The 14,247-nt window shown below is 51.2% G+C and carries 13 protein-coding genes and 2 pseudogenes; all 15 read right to left on the reverse strand.

Features of this window, described 5'->3' with window-relative positions:
* Position 1: 1 nt before the first annotated feature.
* The 15 genes and pseudogenes from ftsL to tsf all read right to left on the reverse strand — a co-directional run bounded on the left by ftsL (position 2) and on the right by tsf (position 14,185).
* Entirely contained in the window at positions 2-325 is a 324-nt protein-coding gene (gene ftsL, locus HPC37_RS04160) for a cell division protein FtsL (protein WP_208121945.1), read from the reverse strand.
* On the reverse strand, positions 322-1,284 hold the full coding sequence (rsmH, locus tag HPC37_RS04165) for a 16S rRNA (cytosine(1402)-N(4))-methyltransferase RsmH (RefSeq protein ID WP_208121946.1): 963 nt from the start codon (positions 1,282-1,284) through the stop codon (positions 322-324). Before rsmH ends, ftsL begins: the two co-directional genes overlap by 4 nt.
* 114 nt (positions 1,285-1,398) lie before the next feature.
* Positions 1,399-1,857 (reverse strand): division/cell wall cluster transcriptional repressor MraZ, encoded by a 459-nt coding sequence (gene mraZ, locus HPC37_RS04170; protein ID WP_208121947.1) that lies wholly within the window; start codon positions 1,855-1,857, stop codon positions 1,399-1,401.
* 288 nt (positions 1,858-2,145) lie between these two features.
* Entirely contained in the window at positions 2,146-2,934 is a 789-nt protein-coding gene (gene lpxA, locus HPC37_RS04175) for an acyl-ACP--UDP-N-acetylglucosamine O-acyltransferase (protein WP_208121948.1), read from the reverse strand.
* A 9-nt stretch (positions 2,935-2,943) separates the two neighbouring features.
* A complete protein-coding gene (gene fabZ, locus HPC37_RS04180; RefSeq protein WP_208121949.1) occupies positions 2,944-3,411 on the reverse strand; it encodes a 3-hydroxyacyl-ACP dehydratase FabZ in 468 nt (155 codons plus the stop codon).
* Between the two features lie 45 nt (positions 3,412-3,456).
* Complete coding sequence (gene lpxD / locus HPC37_RS04185) at positions 3,457-4,482, reverse strand: UDP-3-O-(3-hydroxymyristoyl)glucosamine N-acyltransferase (protein WP_208121950.1); 1,026 nt, start codon at positions 4,480-4,482, stop codon at positions 3,457-3,459.
* A 6-nt stretch (positions 4,483-4,488) separates the two neighbouring features.
* On the reverse strand, positions 4,489-5,037 hold the full coding sequence (locus tag HPC37_RS04190; protein WP_208121951.1) for an OmpH/Skp family outer membrane protein: 549 nt from the start codon (positions 5,035-5,037) through the stop codon (positions 4,489-4,491).
* A 94-nt stretch (positions 5,038-5,131) separates the two neighbouring features.
* Positions 5,132-7,549, reverse strand: a complete 2,418-nt coding sequence (gene bamA, locus HPC37_RS04195) for an outer membrane protein assembly factor BamA (RefSeq protein ID WP_208121952.1) — start codon at positions 7,547-7,549, stop codon at positions 5,132-5,134.
* A gap of 48 nt (positions 7,550-7,597) precedes the next feature.
* Positions 7,598-8,936 (reverse strand): annotated as a pseudogene (gene rseP / locus HPC37_RS04200) (sigma E protease regulator RseP).
* A gap of 8 nt (positions 8,937-8,944) precedes the next feature.
* Positions 8,945-9,814, reverse strand: a complete 870-nt coding sequence (locus HPC37_RS04205) for a phosphatidate cytidylyltransferase (RefSeq protein ID WP_208121953.1) — start codon at positions 9,812-9,814, stop codon at positions 8,945-8,947.
* On the reverse strand, positions 9,807-10,550 hold the full coding sequence (uppS, locus tag HPC37_RS04210; protein ID WP_208121954.1) for a polyprenyl diphosphate synthase: 744 nt from the start codon (positions 10,548-10,550) through the stop codon (positions 9,807-9,809). Before uppS ends, HPC37_RS04205 begins: the two co-directional genes overlap by 8 nt.
* A gap of 57 nt (positions 10,551-10,607) precedes the next feature.
* Entirely contained in the window at positions 10,608-11,795 is a 1,188-nt protein-coding gene (gene ispC / locus HPC37_RS04215; protein WP_208121955.1) for a 1-deoxy-D-xylulose-5-phosphate reductoisomerase, read from the reverse strand.
* Positions 11,796-11,896: 101 nt separating this feature from the next.
* Positions 11,897-12,454 (reverse strand): ribosome recycling factor, encoded by a 558-nt coding sequence (gene frr / locus HPC37_RS04220; protein ID WP_208121956.1) that lies wholly within the window; start codon positions 12,452-12,454, stop codon positions 11,897-11,899.
* Positions 12,455-12,510: 56 nt separating this feature from the next.
* Positions 12,511-13,239, reverse strand: a pseudogene (gene pyrH, locus HPC37_RS04225) (UMP kinase); the annotation flags it as partial.
* Positions 13,240-13,336: 97 nt separating this feature from the next.
* Positions 13,337-14,185: a translation elongation factor Ts gene (gene tsf, locus HPC37_RS04230; RefSeq protein WP_208121958.1), complete on the reverse strand. Its 849-nt coding sequence runs from the start codon at positions 14,183-14,185 to the stop codon at positions 13,337-13,339.
* Between the last annotated feature and the right edge of the window lie 62 nt (positions 14,186-14,247).

Genomic DNA, 14,247 nt, shown 5'->3' on the forward strand with positions numbered 1-14,247 from the left:
CCTAGTGACCTGGCTCAATGATAATAACCTGCTGCTCGTTGGCAATTTCGCCCATGTGCATTTTGCGCGCCACGCCGGTAATGCGCACATTGTCATCGAGGGCGTGCTCTTCAAGCTTGAGGTTGACATAATCGTTTTCCAACGCGCGTTTTTCCAAAATCAATTCCCCGTTGTGCGCGTTGAGCTGACGGGTTTGGTGAATCATATAAATGGTGCCGACCGCACTAAGCAAAACCGCCAGCAGCAGCGCCAGCGCAATTTTGTTTGAGGCCAGCAAGTCATCAATAATGAGCTTGCGCAGCGGGTGGCGTTCGCTCACGTTCATAGCTTTTCCCCCACCCGCAGCACCGCACTGCGTGAGCGCGGGTTGGCAGCAATTTCTTGCGCGCTGGGTTTGATGGCTTTGCCAATTAATTTCAAGGTTTGCCCGCGGTCAAACTCGTCGTCGCGCACTGGCAGCCCTTTTGGAATCTCTTGCCCTTTGCTTTGTTTTTTGAAAAAGTGCTTGACCATGCGATCTTCAAGCGAATGGAAACTGATGATCGACAGCCGCCCGCCTGAGCGCAGCACGCTCAGCGCCCCACAAAGTGCGGTTTCAAGTTCGTCGAGTTCACTGTTGATAAAAATCCGAATGGCCTGAAACGTGCGGGTGGCAGGGTGCTTGTGTTTGTCTTTAAACGGCACCGCTTGGGCAATCAAGTGGCTTAATTGTGAAGTGCGGTTGAGCGTCGGCTGGCCATTTTCTTTCGCCAGTTGGTTGTAGCTAACAATCGCGGTGGCGATGCGTTTGGCAAAGCGCTCTTCGCCAAAGGTTTTCAACACCCAGGTGAGATCAGCAATGGAGACTTGCTCGAGCCACGCTTGCGCGCTTAAGCCTTGGGTTGGGTCCATGCGCATATCCAGCGGGCCGTCTTGCATAAAGCTAAAGCCGCGCTCAGCGTCGTCTAATTGTGGCGAAGACACGCCAAGATCGAGCAAAATGCCGTCGATTTTGCCGGTTAAGTTATGCTGCGCGCAAATGCTATCCAAGGTGGAAAATGGGCTGTGGATAATGGAAAAGCGCGGGTCGGTGATGGTTTTGGCTTCAGCGATGGCGCGTGGGTCACGGTCGATGGCAATCAGCCGGCCGTGTTCGCCAAGTTGTGAGAGGATTTTGCGACTGTGTCCGCCGCGGCCAAATGTGCCATCAATATAAATGCCGTTTTCTTTCACGGCAAGGCCTGCTACGGCTTCATTCAGCAGCACCGTAATATGACCTGTGTTGGCATTTGGCGACGAACTCATAACAGTGAACTCATGTAAACGTATTTGGTAAAATGGGTTCGCGGCGTATAAATATACGCCGCTTGCCCTGCTAGTGCTACCACCACTGTTGGAAAGATGAGTCTTTCTCTATTTTTACAGTGACAGCGTCTTTAATTCTTCGGTGGCGAAAAAGGCATCGCTGCTGCCCAATTCAATATCTTCGGTAATTTGCGTGTTCCAACGCGCCTCGCTCCACAGCTCAAATTTGTTGAGTTGGCCGACCAGCTTGATGTTTTTCTCCAATTTGACTTGCTCACGCAGGGTTGGGCTGAGCAAAATCCGACCATTTTTATCCAAGCTGCATTCGGTGGCAAAGCCGAGCATCACACGCTGCAAACGGCGCTGATGCGTATCAAAATTCGACAAGCCGAGTAATTTTTGCTCAATGATTTCCCACTCGTTTAGCGGGTAGAGCAGCAAGCACGGCTGGCGGATATCCACAGTGCAGACCATTTGCCCGTCGTTTTGCGCCAAAATTTCAGCACGATAACGCGTCGGCACGGAAAACCGCCCCTTGCTATCTAAGCTGATGGATGTTGCGCCACGAAACATAATCTGCTCTTTTCAATTTACGTCAATTCAGGAAAAACTTCCACTAAATCCCACTTTTTCCCACCTTTTGCCTAAGTTTATTATCATAACCCCTGCGTTGCAAGGTTTTTGTGCGTTTTTATGCAATAAAATCCCCTCGCGCTGATGAGGCTATAATCAAAAAGCGGTTATTTATTGCTCGAATTTAGCCAGGTGAAATGGGTTGCTGCCATTCGGCATAAAAGAGAATGTGCTCAGAAAAATTGACAAAACCGCACTTTGCCTTTTGACCAAAGTGCGGTTGGGAGGTTAGCGGATAATGCCGCGGGTGGAGCGTTTGAAGAAGGAGAGGAAAAAGCTCACGGCCGCTTCGCTTTCAGCGAGTTGCTCAATTTCTGGGATGACTTCTTCCAAGCTCTTGCCACTGCGGTAAATCAGCTTATAAACGCTGCGCACCGCGCGCATGGCTTGTTTGTCAAACCCGCGGCGTTTTAGGCCTTCAAGGTTAACGCCAAATGGGCGTGCGTGGTTGCCTTGCGCCATCACATAAGGTGGCACATCTTGGCTGACCATCGAGCCGCCGCCAAGCATCACGTGGGCGCCGACGATCACAAACTGATGAATGGCCGACATGCCACCGACAATCACAAAATCGTCAAGCTCAACGTGGCCCGCTAAGGTGGCATTGTTGGCCAAAATGCAGTGGTTTTTGATTTGGCAATCGTGGGCGATGTGGGCGTTGATCATCAGCAAATTGTCATCACCGACACGGGTAACACCGCCACCTTGCACAGTGCCACGGTGGATGGTGACACTTTCGCGAATGCGGTTGCGATCGCCAATGATGGTTTTGGTTGGCTCACCTTGATATTTCAGGTCTTGGTTGACCTCACCAATGCTGGCAAATTGAAAGATTTGGTTGTCGCAGCCAATGGTGGTGTTGCCGTTGACCACCACGTGGGAGTTCAATTTGGTGCGCGCCCCAATTTCAACCTCAGGGCCGATGACACAAAACGGCCCAATTTCAACCTCTGCACCAATTTTGGCGCCATCGCTGACGATGGCTTGTGGGTGAATTTTGGCAGATGGATCGATCATGCTTGCTCCTTACATACCCCGACGGGCACACATTAGCTCGGCTTCACAGACAACTTTGCCATCAACCGTGGCCACGCCAGTAAAGCGGGTCACGCCGCGGCGTTCTTTGATAAAGTGCACTTCCAAGATCATTTGATCACCCGGCTCTACTGGGCGTTTGAAGCGGGCATTATCGATGGCGGCAAAATAGAACAACTCATCTTTTGGCAAAGCACGGGTTTTAAACGCCAATACGCCCGTTGCCTGCGCCATGGCTTCAAGAATCAACACCCCTGGAAACACCGGTTTTTGCGGGAAGTGGCCTGTAAAGCACGGCTCATTGACAGACACGTTTTTCACCGCTTTGAGCCACTTGCCTTCTTCAAAGTCGATTACGCGATCAACGAGTAAGAAAGGGTAACGGTGCGGCAACAGCTGCATGATCTCGTTAATGTCTACAATTTTTTGTTCTTTTGATGTTTCAACTTGCTCTGTCACTGTGATTTCCTTAAGGTTGCGAAAGGTACTACTTCACCCTATCGGTTATTTTTTATTCTCTTTTTCTAACGCTTTGAGGCGTTTGTTCATGTCACTGATATTCAATGTTAACGCGGCAGTTTTGCGCCACTCTTTGTTGCTTTGCAATGGAATGCCAGAGGAGTAAACCCCAGGCTTGTCGATTGGCCGCATCACCATGCCCATGCCAGTGATGGTCACGCCATCGCAAATACTCATGTGCCCGTTGATGACACTTGCGCCACCAATCAAGCAATAGCGCCCCACGTTGAGGCTGCCGGCCATAATCACGCCACCGGCCACCGCAGTGCCCGTGCCAATGTGGACATTGTGCGCAATTTGGCAGAGATTATCAATGATCACATTATCTTCAATCACGGTGTCGTCAAGCGCACCGCGGTCAATACAGGTACACGCGCCAATTTCAACATGGTTGCCAATTTTCACGCTGCCCGTTTGCGGGATTTTCACCCATTTGCCTTGCTCGTTGGCGTAGCCAAAGCCGTCGCCGCCGATCACGGTGTTGGATTGAATCAAGCAGTGCTCGCCAATCTCCACGCGGTGGTAGACACTCACATTGGCCCATAATTTGGTGTGTGCGCCGATGCGCGCGTGTTGGCCGACAAAGCAGCCCGCGCCGATAACCACGTTATCCCCCAGCACGGCGCCAGCTTCAATCACGACGTTGGCACCAATGCTCACGTTGTGGCCTAAAACCGCACTTTGTGCCACCACCGCACTTGCCGCAATGCCACAGGCAGGCGCGGGTGTGGTGTCAATCAGCTGGGCGATTTTGGCATAGGCGACATACGGGTCTGGCGTGATGATGAGGTTGCTCTCTGGTGCACAAAACGGCACGTCGTCTTCTTTCACCAACAGGCAGCCCGCTTGGCTTTGGGCGAGTTGCTCGCGCAGTTTGGCATTGGTAATAAAGCTCAGCTCATCGGCTGTGGCGCGGTCAAGGGGTGCAATGCGCGCGATTGTGGCGCTTGCATCACCGCGCAAGCGCCCTTTCACATGCTCTGCAAGTTGCTTTAAGCTAAAACTTGCCATGATGGATTACTTCCCTGCTTTTTTCTCTTCCGCTTTCGCTGGTGCTTTTTCAGCAGGTTTGATGTGGTCCAACACCTCTTTGGTGATGTCTTTGCCATCGGCGGCATAAACCAGCGCGTTGGCGTCAATCACGTAGGTGTAGTTTTTCTCTTTAGCCACTTCGTTGGTTGCTTCTTGAATGCTTTGCAACAATTTTGCACGCTCTTCATATTGCAATTTTTCATTTTTTTGCTGGAAGGCGTTCACTTGTTCTTGATAGCTTTGACGCAATTTGTTGATTTCGTCTTCACGTTTTTGAATGTCGGCACGGCGAAGTTTTGGTGCTTCTTTTTCCAGTGCTTTCATTTTATCAACGATTTTTTTCTCAGCGGCTTGCAATTTTTCAGCTGGGCCTTTGAGTTCGTCATCAATTTTTTTGGCCACCGCTTCGCGGTCTGGGTGGCTTTGGAAGATGGCTGCTGAGTCGATATAAGCAATGTTTTCTTCCGCTTGTGCAAAAGCTGAAGTAAGCGCTAATGCGAGTGTTAATCCTGCCATTTTCATGGTGTTTTTCATAGTTACATCCTTTTTTATGTTGTTAACGGGCAGATTGCTCTGCCACATTGTTTAAGACCGCACTTTTAATAAAAAGTTCTTTTTTTATAATGAATTAGAACGTGCCACCAATGCTAAATTGGAATTGTTCAATTTCATCACCTTCGTATTTTTTAACCGGTTTGGCATACGAGAACACCAATGGCCCAATCGGTGAGTTCCATTGGAAGGCAAGGCCGGCGGACGCGCGCACGCGTTTAGGGTTGCCGTAGTTGGCAATTTGGCCTTGTTGAATGTCAAACTCTTTGCGTGTGCCTTTTTTCCATTTGGTGTTCCACACACTGGCGGCGTCTAAGAATACCGAGGTGCGCACCACGTTTTGGTTTTTGTCACTGACAAATGGGGTTGGCATGATCAATTCCACACCCGCCGTTGCCATGGCGTTACCACCGATAACATCGTTGTTGATGCAGTGGTATGCGTTTTTGCTGGTAGTAACAGGGGTGTTGCGATCGCCATCATTACAGTTTGGATAAATCGCTTTTGGCCCCACCGCACCGTAGGCAAAGCCGCGCAAGCTGCCGATGCCGCCGGCGCTGTAGTTTTGGTAGAACGGCATTTCTTTGCCGCCAAAGCCTTTGGCGTAAGACAATCCTGCTTTACCCATCAGCACCCAAGTTTGGTCATAGTTCAATGGTTTGAAGGTGACCACATCGGCGTTAACTTTGTAGTATTTGTTATCCGAGCCAGGGATGGTAATTTTACCACCAAGGCTGGCGCGCGTGCCGTCTGTTGGCAAGAAGCCGCGGTTTAAGGTGTTGTAATTCCAGCCGGCGCTGAACTCAAAGTCATCCGTTTTCACCGTCCATTTGTCAATGTTCATAGAGCTGAGATAAAGCGCACGGTTGTATTCCGGATACATATCTTTAAGTTTGTTGCGCACCCAGCCTAGGCCTAAATAGTAGGAGTTGTTTTCATTGACTGGGAAGCCCAACGTGCCGTTAAGGCCGTAGCTTGTACGCGAATAGGCCGCCGTGGTGCTGGAGTCTGAATAGTCGTATTTGTCATAAAACGCATTACCACCGAGGCTGACGCCATCGCGAGTGAAGTACGGCTCGTTATAGCCGAGGTTCACGCTGGTGGCATATTTGTTTTTGGTGCCCGACAAGCTCACTGATGAGCCCATGCCGAGGAAGTTGTCTTGTTTGATGCTCGCTTGGTAGCTCAAGCCGCTTTCAGTACCGTAACCCACACCAAAGTTGATGCTGCCGGTGTTGCGCTCTTTCACTTTGTAAACCACATCCACTTGGTCGTCAACATTCGGCACAGCCAAGGTTTGCATATCCACGGTTTCATAAAAGCCTGTGCGCTCTAAGCGGTATTTACCTTGATCTAAAAGTGCGGTATTGAGCCACGCACCTTCTGGCTGGCGCATTTCTTGACGCAAGGTGGAGTCCGCACTCACGTCGTTGCCTTCAAAGCGGATGCTGCGCACATAATAGCGGCGGCCAGCTTCCACCACCACAATCAAATCTACGGAATGTTGTGGATCATTAAACTCTGGTTGTACATGAATTTGCGGGTTGGCATAGCCACGCTCGCCGAGGGTGGATTTAATCCCCTCTTCAATGCGACGCACGGTGCTACCGCGGAATTGCTCGCCGCGTTTTACATTAGCCAACAGTTGGTTGAGTTCAGCGTTCATGCCCGCAGTGTCACCGATAATTTTGACATCATTGATGGTGTATTTTTCGCCTTCATCCATTTTGATGGTGATGTCGATGTTCTTTTTGTCGTCGCTGAGTTTGACATCGGTATCAAGAATGCGGAATTTGGCATAGCCTTGGTTGAGATAAAAATCACGCAAGGTGTTCAAATCTTTTTCAAATTTTGGCTCTGAAAAACGGCTACTGGCAAAAATATTCCACCAAGACACATCGGGCTGAATATCCACTTGTTGCAACAATTTACTGTCGCTGAAAGTGTTGTTGCCTTCAAAATTGATGGTTTTCACCAAAGAGGATTTGTTTTCTGTGATATCAAGGGTCAACTTGGCGCGGCCTTGGCCGAGATCATCAATCACGGTTTTCACTTCTACGTTGTTGTAACCCATGGTGTGGTAGTGTTTTTCCAGCTCAGCGCGGAAGGCTTCCAGTTTGTCGCGTTGCAAAATCTCGCCTTTGGCGATGCCGTTATCACGCAAGTTGCTTTCAAGAGCGTCTTTCGGGATTTGTTTGTTGCCTTTGATGTCAAGCTCGGTGATGTATGGGCGCGGTTGCACTTCGACCACAAGGGTGTTGCCGTCACGGCGGGCCACCACGTTATCAATATTGTTGCGTTGGAACAAAGTACGCACAATTTTGGATAAATCTTGATCATTAGCGCGCTGGCCCACTTTCACAGGCAAGGCGGCGCGAATGCGCTGTGCCGTGACGGGGTCTGTGCCCTCCACGCGGATATCTTGCACGGTGAAGGTAGCCGCCAAGACGGAACTACTGGCGAGTAGTAAACTGGTTGCGAAAAGTTTTTTCATTGTCCCTGAGTCCTATCCTAAATTGTTAGTACGTTGTGGCCATCAGCCTTAAATAAAACGAATGATATCATTAAAAACGGCAAACACCGTCAACATTAAAAGTGCGGTTGCGCCAATGCGGAAAAAGATCTCCCGCACCCGTTCAGACACTGGCTTGCCGCGCACGCCCTCAACGGCCAAAAAGAGCAAATGCCCGCCGTCGAGTACCGGCAGCGGAATCAAATTCATAATGCCGAGGTTGACGCTAATCAGCGCCATAAAACTTAAATAATACAGCAGGCCAATTTCAGATGAAATGCCCGCGCCTTGGGCAATGGCAATCGGCCCGCCGATATTTTTCAGCGAAATGTCACCGGTGATTAATTTGCCCACCAGTTTGACTGTCACCACGCTCAACTGCCAGGTTTTTTCAACCCCGTGCCAAAGCGCCTCTAGCATACCATATTTTAGCTCGCTGCGATACTTTTCAGGCAAGGGTTTCACCGTCGGCGCAAAGCCGATGTAGGCTTTGTCTTGCTTGTTGAGCTCAGGTGTAATCGCCAAATTGAGCCGCTCGCCGTGGCGCAGCACCCCGACATCCAAAGTGCGGTTGAGGTTTTCCTCGATGATACGCACCACGCCTTGCCAATCGAGCGTTTGGTTGTTGATGGTGAGAATCTCATCCCCAACCTTCAGCCCTGCACGTTGGGCCGGTGAGTTGTCAGTCACTTTGCTCACCACCAGTTGCACCTCGTTGTGTACTGGCGTGATGCCCAGCGCGGTGAACGCCGCCTCTTTTTGTGGGTCATAATGCCATTGGCTTAAATCTAAAGTGCGGTCGCGCAGCTGCTCAGAATCCACGTTTGCCACGCTCACCTTCACCGCGGGTTTGCCCAGCTTCGCGGTGAGGAGCATATTGATGTCGTTCCAGTCATGCACCGTTTCGCCATCAATGGCGCGAATTTGCATATCGGGGGCAAGCTCGGCACGGGCGGCAATCGACTCGGGCGCGACCTGGCCAATCACTGGCTTCACGGCAGGGATGCCAACCATAAAAATCACCCAATAGGCGAAAATGGCGAATAAAAAGTTCGCCAAGGGGCCGGCGGCAATCACAAACGCGCGCTGGAGCACGGATTTTGTTTGTAATCGTATTGGCTTAAATAGGCCGGCACGGGCTCAGCGGAGCTGTCGAGCATACGCACATAGCCGCCGAGTGGAATAAGCGAGACCACAAATTCGGTGCCCAGTTTATCCTTGCGGCGAAACAGCACCTTGCCAAAGCCGAGGGAAAAGCGCAGCACCTTGATGCCACAGCGGCGCGCCGCCCAAAAATGCCCAAACTCGTGGACAAAAACCAAGACACTGATGACAACAAAAACGAGGCGAGCGACCACAAAAAATTCATGCGTATCCTTACGTCAACCAATAAAACATTAAGCAGAAAAACGGCAATGCCGCGGTGAGGCTGTCGATGCGATCCAACACACCGCCGTGGCCAGGAATCAGGTTGCTGCTGTCTTTGATGCCCGCATCACGTTTGAACATGCTTTCCGTCAAATCCCCCAAAATGGAGATAAGCACGGTGCCCAAAGAGATCAACAACAACGTGCCAAGCGGCACTTGGCGCAAAATGAAATCCGCTGGCGTAAGTTTGACATAAACCACGCCGATAATCAGCGCGCAAACCACACCGCCAACAAGCCCCTCCCAGGTTTTTTTCGGGGAAACAAGGCTGGCGAGTTTGTGTTTGCCAAAGGCGCGGCCGCAGAAATAGGCGCCCGAATCCGCCACCCACACCAGCACCAGCACATATAACAACAAAATCAAGCCGCTGTACGGGTTGAGATTGTAGTTGTACAAACGCAGCGTCAACAGCGCGAGCATAAACGGCGCCAGTGTTAAAAAGCCAAACAGCAGCTGCCACAGCGCGGGTTTGTCCCAATATTTGGCAGAATTTGGGTAGGTCAGCACCATGCCAAGTGCGGTCAGCCACCAGGCCATGGCGGCGTATAACAGCCAGCTATTATTGGCGCTGAGCACAATGCCAGCGTTGATTTTATCTTGATAAGCATAGAGCGTTAAATAGAGCAAGCAGCCACTTAGCCCTGTGACAATATAACGCCAGATGTCGCGTTTGTGTTTGGCAAACTGGCACCACTCCCACACGCCGAGAATCACAATCACGCCAATGGTGAGCGCAAAAGCATAAGGCGAGAAATACACCAGCGCGAGTAGGACAAAGGCGAGTAACACAATGGCGGACATGACACGTTGCTTAAGCATCTTGCGCTCCTTTTATTTGCTCTTGAGTTGCGCCAAAACGACGGTCGCGTTGGTTAAACGCCACAATGGCTTTAGCAAATTCGTCTTCATTAAAATCAGGCCACAGGCAATCGGTGAAATACAGCTCTGCGTAGGCAATTTGCCAGAGTAAAAAGTTGCTGATCCGCTGCTCGCCACTGGTGCGAATCAGCAAATCAACGCTCGGCTGCTCGGCGGTGATCAAATGCGCGTTGAATAATGCCGCGTCGATCGCCTCCACCTCAAGCTCGCCTGACCGCACTTTGGCACTGAGCTTTTGCGCGGCTTGGACAATATCCCACTGCCCGCCGTAGTTAGCGGCAATGTTTAAAATCAGCCCCGTGTTGGCCTGCGTTAAGTGCTGGGCGTGGGCGATCTTTTTTTGCAGCGCGTCACTAAAGCGCGACACATCACCTAAAATGCGCAGCTGAATGTTGTTTTCACACAGCTTTTTCACCTCACGCTGCAACGCCCACATAAATAGATCCATCAAGTGGTCCACCTCTTGAGCCGGGCGCGACCAGTTCTCGGAGCTAAAAGCATAGAGTGTGAGGGAGTGAATGCCCTCTTTGGCGGCATAGGCCACCGCGCTGCGCACGGCTTGCACACCCCGCTTGTGGCCGGCCACGCGCAGCTTGCCGCGCTGTTTCGCCCAGCGGCCATTGCCGTCCATGATGATGGCAACGTGTTTTGGCATTGCTTTTGGTGTTGCTGTCATAGAAATCCCAACCTAAAATTTCACCCACTATATCACAAGCTAAGGGGGCTGAGAATGTTAAATCGCCACCAATTGACGCGCACGCGCACGGGCTTTGCGGTCGATGGCAAACACATCGGCAATCTCGCTGATGGTTTGCGCAGGCAGGCTCTCCACCACTTGGCGGTTGATTTTCGCAATGTCGGTGAACCGCACTTTGCCTTTTAAAAAGGCCTCCACGGCAATTTCATTGGCGGCATTCATCGCCGTGGTGGCATATTGCCCCGCGGCAAAGCTTTCAATCGCCAATTGCAAGCACGGGTAGCGGGCAAAATCAGGCTCGATAAAGGTTAGTTCTTTGAGCTTGAAAAAATCCAACTCGCCCACACCCGATAAAGTGCGGTCAGGGTAGCTCATGGCGTGCGCAATCGGCGTGCGCATATCTGGGTTGCCTAGCTGCGCCAGCACCGAGCCGTCAACATAACGCACCATGGAGTGAATGATCGACTGCGGGTGAATGATAATCTCCATCTGCTCTGCACTGGCGTTGAACAGCCAGCGCGCTTCAATGTATTCCAGCCCTTTGTTCATCATGGTGGCGGAATCCACTGAGATTTTCTGCCCCATTGACCAATTCGGGTGCGCCACCGCTTGCGCAGGCGTGATATCGTCAAAATCACAAAGTGCGGTTTGACGAAATGGCCCGCCGGAGCCGGTGAGCAAAATGTGGTTAATGCCCGCTTGTTCGAGCTGGCAATGCCCAACGCGCGCCTGCTCGGAGGGCGGCAGCGCTTGGAAAATGGCGTTGTGCTCGCTGTCGACAGGCAGCAGCTGCGCACCGCACTTTGCCACTTCATCAATAAACAGCTGCCCGCAGGTGACCAGCGACTCTTTATTGGCCAGCAGCACCTTTTTGCCCGCTTGAATGGCCGCCAAGGTGGGCGCCAGCCCCGCCGCACCGACAATCGCTGCCATCACTTGGTCGGCTTGTGGGTGGGCGGCAATCTCGCAAATCGCCTGCTCGCCTGCGCGCACTTCGGTTTTCAGCCCAAGTTGCTTGATGTGCTCACGCAAGGTTTGCGCCGCGCGCTCGTCGGCCATCACGGCAAAGTGCGGTTGAAACTGCTGGCACTGCTCGGCCATTAAGGTGGCATTTTGCCCGCCCACGAGAGCAAAGGCGCGGAATTTGTCTGGATTGTGGGCAATCACCGAAAGGGTGCTTTTGCCAATCGAGCCGGTGGAGCCAAGAAGGGTAATATTTTGCATAGGGCATCACAGTTGAATAATTTGCCTTATTATAACGGCAAAACGGCCCGCGGACTATGGCTTTGGCATAAAAAAGGCGCTGATTTCAGCGCCTTGAGGGATTAGAACTCCATCAGTTCTTTTTCTTTGTCGGCCAATACGTCGTCGACTTTTTTGACGTAGGCGTCGGTCAGTTTTTGGATTTCGTCTTGTGCGCGACGGTCATCGTCTTCGCTGATTTCTTTGTCTTTCAACAATGCTTTGATTTGATCGTTGGCGTCACGGCGAATGTTGCGCACGGCAATGCGGCCTTGCTCGGCTTCACCCCGCACCACTTTCACCAAATCACGGCGGCGCTCTTCAGTCAACGGTGGCAATGGCACACGAATAACCGCACCTGCTGATGACGGGTTGAGGCCGAGATCAGAGCTCATGATCGCCTTTTCCACCGCACCGCCCAATGAGCGGTCAAACACGGTGATAGCCAGCGTGCGGGCATCTTCTGCCACTACGTTCGCCACTTGGCGCAACGGGGTTGGCGCGCCGTAATATTCCACCATAATGCCGTCAAGCAGGCTTGGGTGTGCGCGGCCTGTGCGCACTTTAGCAATTTGTGAGCGGAATGCATCCACGCTCTTTTCCATACGTTCTTCTGTGTCTTTTCGAATTTGGTTTAACATAATTGTCCTTTTTTTGAAAACATTAGCGTTAGTTTACTGGATTTCGCCTGCCTATTCGACCTATTTTTATCGTCGATCAAGGTACCTTCATCTTCGCCTAAAATCACACGTTTGAGCGCGCCAGGTTTATTCATGTTGAATACCCGAATTGGCATGCCGTGATCGCGCGCAAGCGTAAATGCGGCTAAATCCATCACTTGCAGTTCTTGCTCTAACACATCTTGGTAGCTGAGGTGCTTGTATAATTTGGCATTGGCGTTTTTGGCCGGGTCACTGTCGTACACGCCATCAACTTTGGTGGCCTTGATCACCGCATCAGCTTCAATTTCAATCCCGCGCAAGCACGCAGCAGAATCGGTGGTGAAAAACGGATTGCCTGTGCCCGCACAGAAAATCACCACTTGCCCTTGGCGCAATAAGCGAATGGCTTGCGCCCAGCTGTAGGTGTCACACACGCCGTTGAGCGGAAAGGCCGACATCAATTTGGCGTTCATGTCCGCACGGTGCATTGCATCACGCATGGCCAAGCCGTTCATCACGGTGGCCAACATCCCCATATGGTCGCCCACCACGCGGTTCATGCCCGCTTTGGCAAGCTTAGCACCCCGGAACAAATTACCACCACCCAGCACCACGGCGACTTCCACACCGAGTTTCACCAGATCGTCAATTTCTTTCGCCATGCGATCCAAAATCGATGGGTCGATCCCAAATCCTTCATCGCCTTGAAGGGCTTCACCGCTGAGTTTTAATAAAATGCGTTTATATACGGGTTTGTCGCTCATCTTGTTCTCCTTTCAAAAATGTTGGTGAAATAGGCCATTTCATCAGCACTTTTATACTAAAAAGGCGAGTTTCCTCGCCTTTTGTTGTTTGCGTGCATTACACGCGAGACATTTTCGCTACTTCAGCGGCAAAGTCGTCTTCTTTTTTCTCGATGCCTTCACCCACTTCAAGGCGAACAAAACCTGTGACTGTTGCACCTTTTTCTTTGAGCAAGTCGCCTACTGATTTTGATGGGTCCATCACGAACGGTTGGCCAGTCAATGACACTTCGCCGGTGAATTTCTTCATGCGGCCTTCCACCATTTTTTCTGCGATTTCGCGTGGTTTGCCTGATTGCATGGCGATATCCACTTGGATTTGACGCTCATGTTCAACCACATCCGCTGGCACGTCAGTTGGGTTAACATACTCTGGGCGGCTGGCTGCAATGTGCATCGCGATGTGTTTCAACAATTCTTGGTCAGCGCTTTCAGCAGCAACTAACACGCCGATTTTGGCGCCGTGCAGGTATGAACCCACTTCGTTACCACTGATGCTCGCCACACGACGAATGTTCATGTTTTCACCGATTTTAGCCACTAAAGCAGCGCGCTCGTCTTCAAAGTGCGCTTTTAATTCTTCAACGTCGCTGACTTTGTTCGCCAGTGCGTAATCTGCGACTTTGTTCGCCAAGGCTTGGAAGCCAGCATCTTTGGCCACAAAGTCAGTTTCACAGTTCATTTCAACCAACACACCAAAGCCACCGTCAATGCGTGCGATGATTACACCTTCTGCTGCCACACGGCCTGCTTTTTTCGCCGCTTTGGCTTGACCTGATTTACGCATATTGTCGATAGCCAATTCGATATCACCGTTTGCTTCAACTAATGCTTTTTTACATTCCATCATACCCGCGCCGGTACGATCGCGAAGTTCTTTTACTAATGACGCTGTAATCTCAGCCATGTTTTAATCCTCTTATCAGTGCGCAAGGGCACTTTATATAAAAAAGCAGGGAACCCTAAAGC

The sequence above is a fragment of the Spirabiliibacterium mucosae genome, assembly GCF_014884965.1.
Taxonomy (GTDB): Bacteria; Pseudomonadota; Gammaproteobacteria; order Enterobacterales; family Pasteurellaceae; genus Spirabiliibacterium; species Spirabiliibacterium mucosae.